Origin of the sequence: Bradyrhizobium sp. USDA 326 (assembly GCF_049739485.1) — a bacterium.
Classification (GTDB): Bacteria; Pseudomonadota; Alphaproteobacteria; order Rhizobiales; family Xanthobacteraceae; genus Bradyrhizobium.
The window spans coordinates 5,391,656-5,409,289 of record NZ_JBMGQA010000001.1 but is presented as its reverse complement, the minus strand read 5'-3'; the positions used below and the strand labels follow the sequence as shown (position 1 = coordinate 5,409,289).

The window sequence follows — 17,634 nt, the reverse complement described above, 5'->3', positions numbered from 1 at the left end:
TTATACGCAGCGCGGCCCCGGAGGGAAATAAGTTTTCGACATATCAGGCCCCGAGGGAGGTTCTATCCTCAGCCCGGACAACCAGCCTCAGAAGATCAGGCTCTTGGCGAGGGAAGCGACGCGGCTGAAGCCGTCATAGACGCCGGGCTCGAAGAAGGCGGCGCGGGCAAGCACGATCCCCGCAACCAGCGACCAGAACAGCCCGGTGCCCGCGCGCAGCAAAAGCTTCGACGTGCGCGACCGCGGCTGGGTGTCCGTCGCGGACACCAATTGCTCGCCGAAGGGTTCAAATCCGGTACGTTCCATAGCTCTGGCCAATCCATCAAATTCTGATGGGGAATGTCGTCGTTTCGGCCCCAAACGGCAATGGAAGCGATTGGCGTTTTTGTCCTCTCGAAGGAAAACTCCTTCCGTCCGACAAGCTCAGGACAATAGTTTTCTTCTTCCGGCCTGTTTGGACACCGGCACCCAACTTACAGGGCCAGGTAGCGGCGGCGGATCGCCTCGTTGGCCTTCAACTCGTCAATTCCGGCGGCGTAGACGATCTGGCCCTTGTCGATGACGGTGGCGTGACTCGCCAGCCCCAGGCAGAAATGCATGTTCTGCTCGGCGATCAGCACGGTCGATCCGAGCTGCCGGAGTTGTCGCAACAGTTCGCCGATCCGCTGTACGATGATCGGCGCGAGGCCCTCGCTCGGCTCGTCCAGCAGCAGCAGCGCCGGATTGCCCATCAGTGTGCGCGCGATCGCCAGCATCTGCTGCTCGCCGCCCGAGAGGCGCCCGGCAATGCGATGACGCAGCGGTTCCAGGAGCGGAAAGACGTCGTAGATGCGCTTCATCGGCCATTCGTCCTGGCCGTCCGGCCCCTTCTTTCTCCCGATGACGAGATTGTCTTCGACCGTGTGCTCCGGAAAGATCTGGCGGTCCTCCGCCACGAAGCCGAGGCCGGCGCGCGCGATGGTGTGCGGCTTGAGGCCGGATATCACCGTTCCGCGCAGGCTCACCCTGCCCCGTCGCGGCGGCGCCAGTCCCATGATCGCCTTCATCGTCGTCGACTTGCCGGCGCCGTTGCGGCCGAGCAGCGCCATCGTCTCGCCTTGCCGCACAGAGAGACCAACGCCGAACAGGATCTGGCTGGTGCCGTAATAGACGTCGAGATCAGCGACTTCGATGACGGCGGTGCTCATGCGGCGGCTCCCGCATGCTCGGTGCCGAGATAGGCGTCGATCACGGCGCTGTCGTTGCGGATCTTGTCGGGTGTGCCGGTCGCGAGGATTCGACCGTAGCACAGCACGACGATCTTGGGCGCGATCTTGAACACGATGTCCATGTCGTGCTCGATGAAGACGACCGTGATCTTCTGGGTCTCCCAGAGCTCGCGCACCTTGTCGATCATGCGCCAGCGCTCCTCCGGTCCCATCCCGGCGGTCGGCTCGTCCAGCAGCAGCACCTTCGGTTCGAGCACGAGCGCCAAGGCGATGTCGAGCAGCTTCTGATCACCGTGCGACAGGATCGCGGCCGTGCGATGGCGTTTGCTCGCCAACCCCAGGAGCTCCATCACGTGCTCGGCGCGGTCGCGCGTCTCGGGCAGAGGAAAGCGCTTGTGCAACACCGCGGAGGTGCGCTGGTCGGCGCTGACGGCCGCGAGCATGGTTTCCTGCACCGTCAGCGACTTGAAAATGCTGGCGACCTGGAAAGCGCGGCCGATACCGTGGCGCACGATCTCCGGCGGCGAGCGGCCGGCGAGATCGATGCCGTCGAGCAGAACCTGGCCGGAATCCGGCTTCAAGGCACCAGTGATCAGATTGAAGAACGTGCTCTTGCCTGCGCCGTTCGGCCCGATCACGGCAGAGCGAGCCGTCGGGAAAATCGAGCGAGACGTCGTTGGTCGCCTTCACGCCGCCGAAGGATTTTGCGAGGTTGCGGATCTCAAGCATGGTGCGCCTCGCGCCGTTGTCCGGCACCGTCATTCCGGGATGGTCCGTCAGGACCAGACCCGGAATCTCGAGATTCCGGGTTCGCACTTCGTGCGCCCCGGAATGACTGCCCGATAGGTCCATCGCACATCGCTAGCGCTCCTCGCCCGTCTCGCGCCGATGCGCGTACCATTCGGCGACGAAATCCAGGAGGCCCTTGCGCAAACCGAGCGCGAAAAACAGGATGACGACCCCAAGCACGATGCCGTGGTATTCGGTGAACCGCGTGACAGTATCGTTGAGCAGCAGCAGCAGCACGGTGCCGACCATCGGACCAAGAAAAGTGGAGACGCCGCCGAGCATGTTGATGAAGATACCCTCCCCCGAGATCGTCCAATAGGCGAACTCCGGATAGGCGCCAGACACGAACAGCGCCATCACCATGCCGCCCATCGACGCGAACAGCGCGGCCAGCACGAACACCGTGAGCTTGGCGCGCCAGACGTCGATGCCGAGAAAGCTCGCGCGCGCGGCGTTGTCGCGGATCATGCGCAGCGTGTAGCCGAACGGCGATTGTGCGATCTGGCGCATCGCGAGCAGGCCAACGATGAGCAGCGCGCAGCTCGTGACATAGAGATGGACATGATTGGACAGATCGATGCCGAGAAAGACGGGCCGCGGGATGCCGCCGCGCAGGCCCTGATCGCCGCCGGTGAACGAGGCCCAGGACAGGATGGTCGAGTGGATCAGCATCTGGAACGCGAGCGTGACGAAGGCGAAGTAAATCTCCTTCAGCCGCACGCAGATCGCACCGATGATTGCCGCAAAGACCGCCGTGATGGCCAATGTCGCGACGAAAGCCGCCGGAATCGGCACGCCGAGCTTCTGCATGATCAGGCCGAAGCTGTAGGCACCAAGGCCGAAGAACATGCCGTGCCCGAACGAAGTCAGGCCGGTGTAGCCGACCAGGAGGTTAAGCGAGGTCGCGAACAGACCATAGGCGGAGCAGCGGATGACGAAATCGAGCAGCGCCTTGCTGCCGGTGAACAATGGCGTGCTCGCCAGCACGGCAAAGGCGATCAGCGCGATCAGCACGTCGCGGTAGCGCTGCAGCACGGCACCGCTGCGCACCGGCACCAGCGCTTGCGCGCGTCCGGCCTCGAGTTCGGTCATGCCGCCTCCTTGCCGAACAGGCCCGTGGGCTTTGAGACCAGCACGATCACCATGAACAGATACATCAGACCTTCCGTGAACAGGGGAAACCCGAGCGAGCCGAAGGAACGGATCAGCCCGAGCAGCAACGCCCCGATCAGCGCCCCCAGGATCGAGCCCATGCCGCCGATCACCGTGACGATGAAGGACTCGATCAGCACCGAAAACCCCATGCCGGGCGTGAGTGAGCGCACCGGCGCGGCCAGCGCCCCGGCAAGGCCCGCCAGCATGCCGCCAAGCGCAAACACGCCGCCATAGATCAGGCCGGTGTTGATCCCGAGCGCGGACACCATGCCGGGGTTATGTGCGGCTGCGCGGATCACCTTGCCGATGCGGCTGCGCGACAGGCCGATGCCGAGCACGATGGCAGCGAGAAGCGCGACACCGATCAGCAGCAGATAGTAAGGCGGCACCACGCCGCCGGCGATGAACAGCGGCATCACCTGGAAGGCCGCCGGCATGCCCATCGCCTTGAATTCCGGTCCCCAGGTCATGCGCACGACATCGTCGAAGATCAGCACGAAGGCGTAGCAGACGAGGACCTGCATCAAGACGTCGGCGCCATAGACACGGCTCATGAAGACGCGCTCGAAGACCAGGCCGAGAATGGCGGTACCGGCCGCACCCGCCAGCATCGCCAGCGCAAAGCTGCCGGTGAGCTGATAGGCCGTCATCGCGAAATAGGCGCCGAACATGTAGAAGGCGCCGTGGCTGAAATTGACCACCTTGAGCACGCCGAAGATCAGGGTCAGTCCGACCGCGACCAGGAACAGCAGCATGCCGATGATGAGGCCGCTGGTGGTTTGCGTCACCAGGCACGCGGAGCTGGAGAGACAGCCGGCAAGCGCATCGATGTCCACGGGAGCACTTTCATTGCGACGCGCCCGACACGGCGCGGAAAACGAAACGACGGCGGGAGTGGGTTGCCCATCCCCGCCGCGCGCGTGATCAGGTGTAGCCCTTGCTCTTCTTCCACTCGGCTTCCAACTCGAAGATGGTCTTCCAGTCGCCGGCCTTGACGTCGGGCACGTACGGCTCCTGTGGGATCGTCGTGCCCCAGCCGATGGCGTAGCCGACGAGGGTGTGATCGTCGCCGCGCATGGTCACCGTGCCGTCGGCGCCGAAGGGGCACTTGATGGTGAGGCCCTTCAGGGCCTCGGCGATCTTCTTGCCGTCGGCGGAGTTCGATTTCTTCGCGGCCTCGGCCAGGAACATCACCGCAGTCGCGTTCTGCCACGACCAGTTGGTCGGATACTCGTTGTACTTGGCCCTGTAGGCATCGCCCCAGGCGGCGTTCTCCGGCGTGGTCGGGAAGGTCTTGATGTAGCGGTTGCCGGAGTGGATGCCCTTGGGCAGGTTCTTCACGACGGTGAGCGCGGTGTAGTCGGCCATGTTGACCGCGAACACCTCCATCTGGCTGAACATCGCGTAGATGTTGGCCTGGTCGATGTAAGAGGTGAGATCACCGCCCCATAGGCAGGAGTACAGCGCCTGCGGCTTCGCCTGGAGTATCTTCGTCACCACCTCGGTGTAGTCGGGCTGGAACAGCTTTGGCCAGGACTCGCTGATGATCTCCACATCGGGCGCGAAACGCTTCAGGTAGAGGGTAAACTCACCTGTGGTGTCGCGGCCGTAGGCGTAGTCCGGCGAGCACGTCGCCCATTTCTTCAGGCCCTTGGCCTTGGCGATCGAGGCGGCGTAGCTGCCGCCGACGATGGAATCGTGGATTCCCTGGCGCACGCAGCGGAACGCGTTCGGAATGTGCTGCTTGGGATCGGCGGTGAGCGAGGACGCTTCCGAGCAGGTGTGGATGCAGAGCACGCCGAGATCGCGCGCGACTTCGTGCACTGCGAACGATCCGGACGACGCCTCGCCGTCGAGCAGCAGCTCGCAGCCATCGGTGTTGACGAGCTCGCGCGCGACGCGGGCGGCTTCCTGTGGCTGGCCCTTGGAGTCGCGGATCACCATCTCGATCTGCCGGCCGGCAAGCCCGCCGGCGGCGTTGACCTTCTCGACTTCGAGCATCACCGCATTGCGCGAGGACGTGCCGAGCTGCGCGACGCGCCCCGACAGGATCGTCGGCATTCCGATCTTGATGGTCTTGGCTTGCGCACGCGCCACCCAGGGCGCGGCAACACTCATCGCACCGGCGCCCATCAGCGCCAGTGTTGAACGGCGGCTGATGCCCGGCGTGCGGGTCCTCGTCATTTTCCCCTCCCTCTTTCGGGTCGGCGTTTCCTGATCCCTGTCGGAGATCGTCTCGTCTCCGTGGCTGGAAGGATTTCAGAGGTAGGGGGGTGACGTCAAGCCAAAGATGAATTACGAGTCAGAATTCATCAAGGCAGGAAACGAGGCCGGCAACTGGCCCGAAACCAGCGCAAATGATCAATCTGTCGAGCTTCATCGCCTTTCATGCCCGACGCACGCCGGAGCGACCCGCGCTGAAATATCGCGGCGAGGAGATCTCCTACGCGGCCCTTGATGCACGCGTCCGCAAGGTCGCCGGTTGGCTCGCCGCGCAGGGCATCGGCCCTGGCGATGTCGTCGCCGTCTTGATGAAGAACAGCGCGGCGTTCCTGGAGCTGGTGTTTGCCACCAGTCATCTCGGCGCAGTCTTCCTGCCGATCAACTTCCGCCTCTCGCGCGATGAGGTCGGCTACATCGTCGGCAATGCCGGAGCGGGCCTGCTGATCGTCGATGAGGAACTGGCGGCGAATGCCGCGGGCGCGAAGATTGTCGTGCTCGATGAAGCCGCGCAGCACAGCGTCATGCGTCTCGCGAGCGACGCTGCACCCGCGCCGTTGCATCCGCGCCAGCCATCTGACTTGATGCGGCTGATGTACACCTCGGGCACGACCGATCGGCCCAAGGGCGTGATGCTCTCTTACGACAATTTCTACTGGAAGTCCGCCGACCAGACGATCGCGCTCGGCCTCGGTGCCGAGACGCGGCTTCTCGTCGTCGGCCCGCTCTATCACGTCGGCGCGCTCGATCTGCCGGGCATCGCCGTGCTCTGGCATGGCGGCTTCATCCGCATCGAACGCAATTTCGAGCCGGAGACGGCGCTCGCGGCGATCGCGGAAGACAAGCTCAACGCGGCCTGGTTCGCGCCTGTCATGACCACGGCGATGCTCACCTGCCCGACGCGTGACCGTTACGACGTCTCCAGCCTGACATGGGCGATCGGCGGCGGCGAGAAGACGCCGGAAGCGCGCATCCGCGCCTTCTCCGAATACTTCCGCAACGCGCGCTACATCGACGCCTATGGCCTCACCGAGACCGTCGGCGGCGACACCTTTATGGAAGCCGGCCGCGAGATCGAGAAGATCGGCTCCACCGGCCGCGCCATTGCCCATGTCGATATCGAGATCCGCGACGAGGACGGCAAGGTACTGCCGCCGAACGTCAACGGCGAGATCTGCCTGCGCGGGCCCAAGATCACGCGCGGCTATTGGAAGGATCCGGAGAAGACGGCTTCGGCCTTCTTCGGCGATTGGTTCCGCAGCGGTGACGTCGGCTATCTCGACGACGAGGGCTTTCTGTACCTGACCGACCGCAAGAAGGACATGATCATCTCCGGCGGCGAGAACATTGCCTCCTCCGAGGTCGAGCGCGTCATCTACGATCTGCCCGAGGTGCGCGAGGTCGCCGTGATCGGCCTGCGCGATGCGCGCTGGGGCGAGCGGCCGGTCGCCATCGTCGTGCTGGCTGACGGCGCCAGCCTCGACCTCCCTGCCCTCACCGAACATTGCCGTGCGCGGCTGGCGAGCTTCAAGGTGCCGAAACAGCTCATCGTCCGCGACAGCCTGCCGCGCAATCCAAGCGGCAAGATCCTCAAGCGCGTGCTACGCGCCGAGCTGGAGACGTCTGAATGACGCAAGTGAACGCCAAGGTGACAAAGCTCAACCGAATCGAGCGCAACGCCTGGACCAAGCAGAAAATCTTCGAGGCCGCCACCAAGGTCGTGGGCAGATACGGCTATGCCGAAGCCTCGGTCGCCCGCATCACCGAACAGGCCGGCGTCGCGCAGGGCACCTTCTACAATCATTTCGAGAACCGCCAGGAATTGCTCGACCAGCTCCTGCCCAAGATCGGCCTCGACATGGTCGAGTTCATCCGCGGTCGCACCGGCACCGCGGATGCGGCACGGCAGGAGATCGCGCGGTTCTCCGCCTTCTTCGACTTCATCCGCGAGGTGCCGGAATTCTTGCGCATCCTCAACGAGGCCGAGTTCTTTGCGCCAGTTGGCTATCAGAAGCATCTCGACAACATTTCGGTCGCCTATGTCCGCATCCTGCGCCGGGCTCGTCTTGCAGGCGCGATCGAGGATTTCAGCGATGAGGAATTCGAGGCGATCGTCCACATGCTGATGGGTGCGCGCGGCTATCTCAGCCGCCGCTATTCCTATTCGGAAAACGGCGTCACCGCCGTGCCCGACCACGTCGTCTCCGCCTATCGCAAGCTGATGACGCGCGGCCTCTTCACTGCCTTCGGAGATCAGGACACGCCATGAACATCGAATCTCCGCACAAGCCGCTCTACCTCGCCTCGGCCATCGCCGAGGGCGATATCCGCTGCCTGCTGATGGTGCTGGTGCACATGAGCGGCGACGAGAAGTGGCTCGAACCGCCCTATCTGCCGAAGCGGGATATTCGCCTCATCCCCGATCCCGAGGCCGGAGTGCCGCGCGACATCCAGGACGAGATCCGCGCCGCCGTGGTCAAGCTCTTCGCCGACGGCACACCGAAGCCCGTGATCACCGACCCCGGCGAGGAATTGCTGCTGAGGATGATGCGCGCCTGCCTCGGCGAGAACGTCGCGCCGGAATATGCGCCCCTGATGCGCGAGGAGATGGGCTTTGTGACGCGCGAGGCACGCTGGACGACGCGCCCTTCCGACAAAAAGCTTGCGGACCAGCACGTGCTGATCGTCGGCGCCGGCGTCTGTGCCATCGCGCTCGGCGTGGCGCTCGGCCATCTCGGCATCCCCTACACCATCGTCGAGAAGAACGAAGAACTCGGCGGCACCTGGTGGATCAACCGCTATCCCGGCTGCGGCGTCGATACGCCGAACCACTCCTATTCGTATTCGTTCGGATCGCGCAATGCCTGGACGCGCTACTTCTGCCAGCGCGAGGAGCTGCTCGGTTATTTGCTGAAGGTCGCCGACGAATACGGCATCCGCAAGCATCTGCGCGTCAACACCGAGCTGACCTCGTCGCGCTGGGACGAAGGCAGGCGGCGCTGGATCTCCACGCTCAAAACGAAGAATGGCGAAGAGACCTTCGAATCGACGGCGCTTGTCTCGGCCATCGGCCAGCTCAACGATCCCTCACGCGCCCGCTTCAAAGGCGAGGACAGCTTCAAGGGAATGATCCTGCATTCGGCATTGTGGTCCGATGACATCGACGTCGAGGGCAAGCACGTCGCCGTGATCGGCACCGGTGCCACTTCGATGCAGCTCGTGCCCGCGATCGCCGGCCGCGCAGCCTCGGTCACGGTCTACCAGCGCAGCGCGCAATGGGCTCGGCCTGTGAAGGGCTATGCCGACCCGATCAGCGAGGGCGCGCGCTGGCTGCTGGCGCATCTGCCGTTCTATGTGCAGTGGTATCGCTTCAACATGTTCTGGCGATACGGCGATGGCCTCCTGCCCTTCCTGCGCAAGGACCCGGCCTGGCCGCATCCCGAGCGCGCCGTCAACAAGGGCAACGACCGGCACCGCCAGGAGCTGACGGACTTCATCCTGTCGGAGCTGCAGGGACGCCCCGACCTGATCGAGAAATGCGTGCCGGCCTATCCGCCCTATGGCAAGCGCATCCTGCTCGACAACAACTGGTTCAAGACTTTGAGGCGAGACAACGTCGAGCTCGTCACCGACGCGGTCGATCATTTCGATCAAGGCGGCATTGTCACCGCAGACGGCAGACACCGGCCCGCCGACATCATCGTGGTGGCAACCGGCTTCAAGGTCACGGAGATGGCCGCGCGTCTCAACATTTGCGGACGCGACGGCAAGGATTTGCGTCAAGCCTGGGCCAACGACAATCCGACCGCGTTCCTTGGCCTCACCGTGCCGGGCTTTCCAAACTTCTTCTGCATGCTCGGCCCGAACTCAGGACCGGCCCATGGCGGCAGCGTCATCTTCCAGTCGGAATGCCAGAGCCGCTACATCTCGGCATGTCTCGTCGACATGATCGAACGGGACATCGCAACGATCGATGTCCGCCAGGACGTGCTCGACGAGTACGTCCGCAAGGTCGATGCCGAGCACGAGGCGATGATCTGGACCCATCCGGGCATGAGCACCTACTACCGCAACAGCAGTGGCCGCGTGTTCTCGGCGATGCCGTGGCGCTTCGTCGATTACTGGCGCATGACGCATGATCCGGATCTGCGGCAGTACAGGCTGACGAAGGTGTGAAGCAATCTGTCAGCACTGACTGTGAATGACGGAAGGCCCTTAAGCCGCAAGCCCGCTCTCCACCGGGGCGAACTCCATTCCGAGGCTCTCTGCCACCGCCTTGTTCGTGATCCGGCCGCGATGCACGTTCAGGCCGTTACGCAAATGCGGGTTCTCCAGCACCGCCGCAAACCCCTTGTTCGCGAGCATCAGTCCGAACGGCAGCGTCGCATTGTTCAGGGCCTGACTTGAGGTCACCGGCACCGCGCCCGGCATGTTGGCGACGCAATAATGCACGACGCCGTCGACCTCGTAGGTTGGCTCGGCGTGCGTGGTCGGATGAGAGGTCTCGAAGCAACCGCCCTGGTCGATCGCGACGTCCACCAGCACGGCCCCTGGCCGCATCGATTTCAGCATGGGGCGCGTGACGAGCTTGGGCGCACTGGCGCCCGGCACCAGCACTGCACCGATCACGACGTCGGCGGCGAACACCTCGTCCTCGACCGACTCGATGGTCGAGAACCGCGTGCGCACGCGTCCGGCAAAGAGATCGTCCAGTTGGCGCAAGCGCGGAATCGAGCGGTCGATCACGGTGACTTCCGCACCGAGGCCGGCCGCCATGCGCGCAGCCTGGGTTCCGACCACCCCGCCACCGAGCACGACGACGCGCGCCGGCTGCACGCCCGGCACGCCGCCCAGGAGCAAGCCGCGGCCGCCGGCGGAGCGCTTGAGCGCGGCGCCGGCGGCCTCGATGGCGAGGCGGCCGGCGACTTCGCTCATCGGCGCGAGCAGCGGGAGGTGACCGCTCGCGTCCGTGACGGTTTCATAGGCGATCGCCGTGCAGCCGGAGTCGATCAGGCCCTTGGCCTGCTCCGGATCCGGCGCAAGATGAAGATAAGTGAACAGGATCTGGCTTTCGCGGAGCTGAGTCCATTCGCTCTTCTGCGGCTCCTTGACCTTCACGATCATCTCGGACTTGGCAAAGATCTCGCGGGCGGTCTCGGCAATGGACGCCCCTGCCCGCCGATACACCTCGTCGGACGCGCCGATGCCACTGCCGGCGCCGGTCTCGACCGTCACCTGGTGCCCGGCGGCGACATACTCGCGGACGGCGCCCGGGGTGAGCCCGACGCGATATTCCTGCACCTTGATCTCCTTGGGCACACCGACGCGCATCCCGAGCTCCTTTGCCAACGCACTGATTCCGCTCATTCATCGTAGCGACGGCGCCCGTTTGGTTTCGGGCAAATATCCGCTAGGTTCGGCACGCGCGCGCCGGTTTCCGGCGCAAAAGTGCCCTTTCACGCTGGAAACCAAACCTTGGCCCTCGACCGGAAAGACCTCGCGATCCTCGCGGAACTCACGACCAATGCGCGAGCCAGCCACACCGAGCTTGCCAACAAGATCGGCCTGTCGAGCACGGCGCTGGCGCGGCGGCAGAAGGCGCTGGAGGATGACGGCTACATCCAAGCCTACCAGGCCGCGCTCGACCTCGCCCAGTTCGGCCTCACCACCACTGTGCTGGTTCGCATCGCATTGGAGAGCCAGAGCGACGATGCGCTGAAGGCTTTCGAGGCGGAGGTGGTGAAATGCCCCTCGGTCGTGCGCTGCTTCCTGATGTCGGGCACCGACGACTACATCCTGATCGTGCTCGCCCGCGACATCCAGGATTTCGAGCGCATCCACCGTACCGAGCTGTCCCGCCTGCCCCGCGTCGCGCGGGTGCAATCGAGCTTCGCGCTGCGCGAGATCGTCAACCGCGCGGTGCCGACCGTAGTGTTCGGCGAGACGAAGCGCTGACCTCATCTGTCCGACCGAAAGAATCGGTCGGGAACCAAGCAAGCCGTCATCCGTTGGGCGCTATCGGCCAGCGGCGGCAACGCATTCTCGCGTCACTTCCCAATCTGCCCAGCTCGGCCCCTTCCGCAGGGAAATAGAAGATGGCCGACATTACGATCCCCGAACGCATTCCGATCAACCTCGTCGTCAATGGCGAAGGGCGCGCGCTCGAGCTCACGCCGTGGACCACGCTTCTGGATGCGCTGCGAGACCGCCTGGAATTGACCGGCACCAAGAAAGGCTGCGATCACGGCCAATGCGGCGCCTGTACCGTGCTGGTCGACGGAAGACGGGTCAATTCCTGCCTGACCCTCGCCGTCATGAAGGATGGCGCCGAGATCACGACGATCGAAGGCCTTGCCAAGGACGGCGCGCTGCATCCCTTGCAACAGGCCTTCATCGACCATGACGCCTTTCAGTGCGGCTATTGCACGCCGGGTCAGATTTGCTCGGCGGCCGGCCTGCTGGCCGAAGGTCGTGCGCGGGATGCCGACGAAATCCGGGAGCTGATGAGCGGAAATCTCTGCCGCTGCGGCGCCTATCCCAACATCGTGGCTGCGATCGAGCAGGCAATGAGCCGGTCATGAACAACTTCCAGTATTCCCGCGCGAGCGAAGTCGCCGACGCCCTCCGCCTGCTCGACGCCGATCCCGGCGCGAAGTTGATCGCCGGCGGCACCAACCTGATCGACCTGATGAAGGAGAACGTCGAACGGCCCTCCCGGCTGATCGACATTTCCCGCCTGCCGCTCCGCGACATCGAGGAGACTGCCGACGGCGGCCTGCGCATCGGCGCCTTGGTGCCCAATTCCGACCTCGCCTACCATCCGCTGATCGAGCAGCGCTATCCTCTGCTTGCCAGCGCCATTCTGGCCGGCGCCTCCGCCCAACTGCGCAACATGGCATCGGTCGGCGGCAACCTGATGCAACGAACGCGCTGCGCCTATTTCTACGACACGACCACGCCTTGCAACAAGCGAAGTCCCGGTATGGGCTGCTCGGCCCTCGATGGCCTCAACCGGAACCATGCAATCCTCGGCACCAGCACGTCCTGCATCGCGACCAATCCCTCCGACATGAGCGTGGCGCTGGCGGCACTCGGTGCGCTCGTCCACATTGCAGGCCGCACCGGCAAGCGTACCATCGCGCTGACGGATTTCCATCGGCTTCCTGACGACAAGCCTCACCTCGATACGAATCTCGGCAGCGGCGAGATCATCACCGCAATCGAGCTGCCGCCGCAGCGTTTTGCGCGGAACTACAGCTATCTGAAGATCCGCGACCGGCTGTCCTACGCCTTCGCCCTGGTCTCGGTCGCAGCCGCGGTCGAGCTGGAGGGTAACGCGATCAGCGAAGCCCGCCTTGCGCTTGGAGGCGTGGCTCACAAGCCGTGGCGAACCCCCGAAGCCGAAGCGGCATTGCGCGGCCAGGCGGCAACACCTGATCATTTCGGGCGCGCCGCCGACCTGCTGCTGCAGGGAGCAACCGCTCGCTCGCACAACGGATTCAAGATCGAGCTCGCGCGCCGAGCGGTCGTGCGGGCGCTGATCCAGGCCACAAGCGCCACACCGCAATCCCAAGCTCGCAAGAAGATCGCATGAGGGCCCGATGAACGCCTATGTCGGAACACCAACGTCGCGCGTCGACGGCCGGGGCAAGGTCACTGGAGCCGCGAAATATGCCGGCGAGTTCAGCGCTGAGGGCCTGGTCCATGGTTTCGTGGTGGAGGCCACCATACCGCGCGGTCGTATCGTGCGGCTCGACACCAGCGAGGCGCTGAAGGTGGCCGGAGTGCTCGACGTGCTCACGCACGCCAATCGTCCTTCCCTCGCCGACAAGGACGAGGCTTGGAAGGACGAGGTGGCCCCGGAGGGTTCGCCGTTCCGGCCGCTATATGACGACTTGATCAAGTTCAACGGGCAGCCGATTGCTCTCGTTGTTGCCGAAGAATGGGAGACCGCGAAGTTCGCCGCAACGCTGGTGCGGATCGACTACGAGCAGGATGGCTTCGCAACCGATCTCGAGGCCGGGCGCGGCAGTGCCCGTGAGATGGACAGGCCGCACAAGCCCCGCGGCAACGCCAAAGCAGCACTTGCGGCCGCCACCCTGCGGCACGAGGCGGATTACCTCGTTCCGACCGAGCATCACAATCCGATGGAGCTCTATGCGACGACGACGGTCTGGGAGGGCGACGGCAAGCTCACGGTCTACGACAAGACCCAAGGCGTCCAGAACGTTCAAAACTTCCTCTGCGGTGTGTTCGACAAGAAGCCGGAGGAGATCCGCGTGCTTTCGCCCTATGTCGGCGGCGCATTCGGCTCCGGCCTGCGACCGCAATACCAGGTTGTGCTGGCGACGCTGGCCGCCCTCGCACTCAAGCGCTCCGTCCGCGTCGTGCTGACACGGCGGCAGATGTATGGGCTGGGCTATCGCCCGATGACCATCGAGCATGTCGCGCTCGGGGCAGGGCCCGACGGCACGCTTGATGCCGTCAGCCACGAAGCCATTGCCGTTACCTCACGCTACGAGGATTTTTCACGCAATGACACCGGCTGGGCCGAGCAGCTTTACAAGAGCCCGAACAGCCACTCTTCCCACAAGCTGATCGACCTCGACGTCTCGACGCCCTGCGACATGCGCGCGCCGGGCGCGGCTTCGGGCGTCTGCGCGCTCGAGTGCGCCATGGACGAACTGGCCGTCGCGCTGAAGCTCGATCCGGTCGAACTGCGCCTGAAGTGCTACTCGGATCGCGATCAGAGCGAAGGCCTCCCCTACACCAGCAAGCAGTTGCGCGAATGCTACGCGCGCGGCGCGGAAGCCTTCGGCTGGGCCCGGCGCAATCCCGCGCCGCGCTCCGTGCGCGACGGCAAGGAACTGGTCGGCTGGGGCATGGCGACAGGGGTGTGGGAGGCGCTGCAGATGCCGGTCGCCGTCCGCATCGTCCTGACGGCCAACGGCCATGCCGAGGTCTCCTGCGCCGCGTCCGATATCGGCACCGGCACGTACACCATTGTGGCGCAAGTCGCGGCCGATGGTCTCGGGCTGCCGATCGAGAACATCAGCGTCAGGCTCGCCGATTCGACCTTGCCGCAAGCCCCCGTCGAGGGCGGCTCCTGGATGGCGGCGTCCAGCGCGCATGCCGTGCTGGGAGCGGCCGAAGACATTCGCCAGGAGCTCGCACGTCTTGCAAAGGCCATGCCGGGCTCGCCGCTTGCTAACGACGCCGCCGACGTGCTCCTGGTCGACGGGATGATCGCCAGCGAGGGCAAGAACGGGGCTGCCGTCTCGATTGCGGATGTCATGCGCCACAGCAAGCTCGAGCGGATCGAAAAGGAGAAGCTCAACCAGTTCGCGGAGGACAAATCGCATGCGCGCAACACGCATTCGGCGGTTTTCGCAGAGGTGAAGGTCGATGAAGAGCTGGGTGTCATCCGCGTCACGCGGGTCGTGAGTGCAGTCGCGGCAGGGCGCATCCTGAACACCAAGACGGGCCGCAGTCAGATCATGGGCAGCGTGGTCTGGGGGATCGGAATGGCGCTGCACGAGGAGACAGTGATGGATCACCGCTTCGGCCGCATCATGAATGCGAACATCGCCGAGTACCACATTCCCGTGAACGCCGACATTCACGACATAGACGTCATTTTCGTTGATGAGCCCGACAGCCGGATCAACAGGATGGATATCAAGGGTCTCGGCGAAATCGGCATCGTCGGCGTGCCTGCGGCGATTGCGAACGCCGTCTATCATGCCACCGGCAAGCGCATCCGCCGCTTCCCGATCACGTTGGACAAGCTGCTGGACTGAAGCCGCAGGTACTCGAACCGCCCCGCGTTCTCGGCTCCTGTCATCCAGCTGTCATCGAATGTGCCGAGAGCTGTGTCTCCGCCACATTCGGGATCCGACATGGACTATTTCAAGCGCTTCAACTTCCTGTTCGCCGCCCCCGTGTTCGACGCCGACGATCTCGAAGGCGTCCGCTTCAACCAGATCATCGAGGAGATCCAACGCTCCGGCTTCGAGGTGGTCCGGGCGCGCAAGCTGGAGGATGCCGAGATGGCAGTGCAGACCGACGCCGCGATCGGCTGCATGGTGGTGGACTGGGGCAAAAAGGGGCTGGAGGGCAAGACCTCGGCGCTGATCAATCTGATGCGCCGCCGCGGCCTCGACTTCCCGATCATCCTCCTGATCCGTCGCAAGCGGTTCGAGGATCTGCCGGTCGAGGTGCTCGATTTCATCGACGGCTATGTCTTCCTGTCCGAGGAGACGCCGCCCTTCATCGCCAAGAACCTGATCAGCCGTCTCAAGCAATATGCCGAGACGCTGAAGACGCCGTTCTTCGGCGCGCTGGTCGACTATGCCGAGGAAGGAAACCAGCTCTGGACCTGTCCGGGCCACAATGGCGGCGTGTTCTACAACCGCAGCCCGATCGGGCGCGTGTTCGTCGAGCATCTTGGCGAATCCGTATTCCGCGACGACCTCGATAATTCCGTGCTCGATCTCGGCGACCTGCTCACCCATGAAGGTCCGGCGCTGAAGGCGCAAAAGGAAGCGGCCCAGATCTTCGGCGCCGAAAAAACCTATTTCGTGCTCAACGGCACCTCGACGTCGAACAAGGTCGCGCTCGGCGCCCTCGTCACCGACGGTGACCTCGTGCTGTTCGACCGCAACAACCACAAGGCCGCCCATCACGGCGCTCTGATGATCAGTGGCGGCGTCCCCGTCTACGTCCCGACCGTCCGCAATGCCTGGGGCCTGATCGGCCCGATGCGCTGGGACAGGCTCGATGAGAAGGCCCTGCGCGAGGCCATCCGCAACCATCCGCTGGTCGGGGACCGCGACGCCTGGCGCAAGGAGCGTCCGTTCCGCGTCGCCGTGGTCGAGCAGTGCACCTATGACGGCTCGATCCACAGCGCCGAGATGATCCTGAAGCGCATCGGCCATCTCTGCGAATACATCCTGTTCGACGAGGCCTGGGCCGGCTTCATGAAGTTCCATCCGCTCTATGCCGGCCGCTTCGCCATGGGCCTGGCCAATCTCCCTCCCGAGGCCCCCGGCATCATCGCAACGCAGTCGACTCACAAGCAGCTGGCGAGCTTCTCGCAGGCCTCGCAGATCCACATCAAGGATCGTCACATCCGCGGCCAGAAGCGGCGCGTCGAGCACCGCCGCTTCAACGAAAGCTTCATGCAGCACGCATCGACGTCCCCCTTCTATCCGCTGTTCGCCTCGCTCGACGTCGGTGCGCAGATGATGAAGGGTCGCTCCGGCGAAGTGCTGTGGGACGACACGATCCGGCTCGGCATCGAGCTGCGCAAGAAGATCCGGGCGATGCGCCGGGAGTTCGAGGAGAAGGAGCAAAATCCGGAGCGGCGCTGGTTCTTCGAGCCCTTCGTTCCCGATCGGGTCGCCATTCCCGATGTCAGCCGCCCCGGCGCCGTCCACAACGTCGCCTGGGAGACGCTCTCCACCGACGAGCTCGCCACCAATCCCGCGCTGTGGCAGCTCTCTCCGGACACCAACTGGCACGGCTTTCCCGATCTCGCGGAAGGTTTTGCCATGACCGATCCGAACAAGCTGACCTTGCTCACACCTGGATTCGATCGTGCGACCGGCGCCTATGCCGAGCACGGCATCCCCGCACCGGTCGTCGCGCAGCACCTGCGCGAGAACCGCATCGTCCCGGAGAAGAACGACCTCAACTCCCTGCTCTTCCTGCTCACCCCCGGCGTCGAGGCGAGCAAGGCCGGCACGCTGATCTCCGGCCTCGTCGCGTTCAAGAGGCTGCATGACGACAATGCGCTGCTGGCCGACGCGATTCCGGAATTCCATCAGCGGCGGCGGGCGCGCTACGAAGGCGTGCGCCTGCGCGATCTCTGCGGCGAGATGCACCGCTTCTTCCGCGCCGCCGACGTCAGCGCACTCCAGGCGAGGCAGTTCATGCCCGAGCACATGCCCGAGATTGCGATGTCGCCCCGCGATGCCGCGCGCTATTTGTTCCGCAACGATGTCGACTACCTGCCGATCGAGGCGATCGCCGGCCGCATCGCCACCACGCCCTTCGTGGTCTATCCGCCCGGCATCGCTACCATCGTGCCCGGCGAGCGGCTGACGGAGCGGGCCAAACCCATGATCGATTATCTCAAGATGTTCGAGACCTGCTTCAACACCTTCCCGGGCTTCGACGTCGAAATCCAGGGCGTCTACAAGGAGGTCGATGCTCACGGGCGCATCGGGCTCTACACATACGTCGTTGCCGAGTAGGTGCC

At 64.3% G+C, this 17,634-nt stretch carries 14 protein-coding genes and 1 pseudogene; 8 read left to right on the top strand and 7 right to left on the bottom strand.

The genetic code is table 11. The features are described from left to right. Positions 1-87 precede the first annotated feature (87 nt). The 6 genes and pseudogenes from ABIG06_RS25360 to ABIG06_RS25335 form a co-directional block, all read right to left on the bottom strand. Positions 88-267: a hypothetical protein gene (locus tag ABIG06_RS25360; protein ID WP_370139019.1), complete on the bottom strand. Its 180-nt coding sequence runs from the start codon at positions 265-267 to the stop codon at positions 88-90. Positions 268-473: 206 nt separating this feature from the next. Then, the gene (locus ABIG06_RS25355) at positions 474-1,187 is read right to left on the bottom strand and encodes an ABC transporter ATP-binding protein (RefSeq protein ID WP_424578406.1); all 714 of its coding nucleotides are present in this window, start codon (positions 1,185-1,187) and stop codon (positions 474-476) included. Then, positions 1,184-1,937: pseudogene (locus tag ABIG06_RS25350) on the bottom strand (ABC transporter ATP-binding protein). The gene ABIG06_RS25355 and the pseudogene ABIG06_RS25350 overlap by 4 nt, the downstream one beginning before the upstream one ends. 132 nt (positions 1,938-2,069) lie before the next feature. After that, complete coding sequence (locus tag ABIG06_RS25345) at positions 2,070-3,089, bottom strand: branched-chain amino acid ABC transporter permease (RefSeq protein WP_370139017.1); 1,020 nt, start codon at positions 3,087-3,089, stop codon at positions 2,070-2,072. Further along, on the bottom strand, positions 3,086-3,988 hold the full coding sequence (locus ABIG06_RS25340) for a branched-chain amino acid ABC transporter permease (protein WP_370139016.1): 903 nt from the start codon (positions 3,986-3,988) through the stop codon (positions 3,086-3,088). Before ABIG06_RS25340 ends, ABIG06_RS25345 begins: the two co-directional genes overlap by 4 nt. Positions 3,989-4,076: 88 nt before the next feature. Next, entirely contained in the window at positions 4,077-5,336 is a 1,260-nt protein-coding gene (locus ABIG06_RS25335; protein ID WP_370139015.1) for an ABC transporter substrate-binding protein, read from the bottom strand. Positions 5,337-5,509: 173 nt separating this feature from the next. Between ABIG06_RS25335 and ABIG06_RS25330 the strand changes: the two genes are divergently transcribed. From ABIG06_RS25330 to ABIG06_RS25320, 3 genes are read left to right on the top strand one after another with little or no spacing between them, the layout of a single operon-like run. Next, positions 5,510-7,003, top strand: coding sequence for an AMP-binding protein (locus ABIG06_RS25330; protein WP_370139014.1), 1,494 nt, complete (start codon positions 5,510-5,512; stop codon positions 7,001-7,003). After that, positions 7,000-7,641 (top strand): TetR/AcrR family transcriptional regulator, encoded by a 642-nt coding sequence (locus ABIG06_RS25325; protein ID WP_370139013.1) that lies wholly within the window; start codon positions 7,000-7,002, stop codon positions 7,639-7,641. The genes ABIG06_RS25330 and ABIG06_RS25325 overlap by 4 nt, the downstream gene beginning before the upstream one ends. Beyond that, positions 7,638-9,548, top strand: coding sequence for a flavin-containing monooxygenase (locus ABIG06_RS25320; RefSeq protein ID WP_370139012.1), 1,911 nt, complete (start codon positions 7,638-7,640; stop codon positions 9,546-9,548). The genes ABIG06_RS25325 and ABIG06_RS25320 overlap by 4 nt, the downstream gene beginning before the upstream one ends. Before the next feature lie 39 nt (positions 9,549-9,587). On the opposite strand, the gene ald is transcribed toward ABIG06_RS25320, so the two are convergent. Next, positions 9,588-10,703: an alanine dehydrogenase gene (ald, locus tag ABIG06_RS25315; RefSeq protein ID WP_370140904.1), complete on the bottom strand. Its 1,116-nt coding sequence runs from the start codon at positions 10,701-10,703 to the stop codon at positions 9,588-9,590. Positions 10,704-10,847: 144 nt separating this feature from the next. Between ald and ABIG06_RS25310 the strand changes: the two genes are divergently transcribed. The 5 genes from ABIG06_RS25310 (at position 10,848) to ABIG06_RS25290 (ending at position 17,629) form a co-directional block, all read left to right on the top strand. Next, a complete protein-coding gene (locus ABIG06_RS25310) occupies positions 10,848-11,327 on the top strand; it encodes an Lrp/AsnC family transcriptional regulator (RefSeq protein WP_197965164.1) in 480 nt (159 codons plus the stop codon). Positions 11,328-11,467: 140 nt separating this feature from the next. After that, positions 11,468-11,953, top strand: coding sequence for a (2Fe-2S)-binding protein (locus ABIG06_RS25305; protein ID WP_370139011.1), 486 nt, complete (start codon positions 11,468-11,470; stop codon positions 11,951-11,953). Next, positions 11,950-12,966, top strand: coding sequence for an FAD binding domain-containing protein (locus tag ABIG06_RS25300; RefSeq protein ID WP_370139010.1), 1,017 nt, complete (start codon positions 11,950-11,952; stop codon positions 12,964-12,966). The genes ABIG06_RS25305 and ABIG06_RS25300 overlap by 4 nt, the downstream gene beginning before the upstream one ends. A 7-nt stretch (positions 12,967-12,973) precedes the next feature. Next, positions 12,974-15,172, top strand: coding sequence for a xanthine dehydrogenase family protein molybdopterin-binding subunit (locus ABIG06_RS25295; protein ID WP_370139009.1), 2,199 nt, complete (start codon positions 12,974-12,976; stop codon positions 15,170-15,172). A gap of 99 nt (positions 15,173-15,271) precedes the next feature. Further along, the gene (locus ABIG06_RS25290; RefSeq protein WP_370139008.1) at positions 15,272-17,629 is read left to right on the top strand and encodes an Orn/Lys/Arg decarboxylase N-terminal domain-containing protein; all 2,358 of its coding nucleotides are present in this window, start codon (positions 15,272-15,274) and stop codon (positions 17,627-17,629) included. The last annotated feature ends 5 nt before the right edge of the window (positions 17,630-17,634 follow it).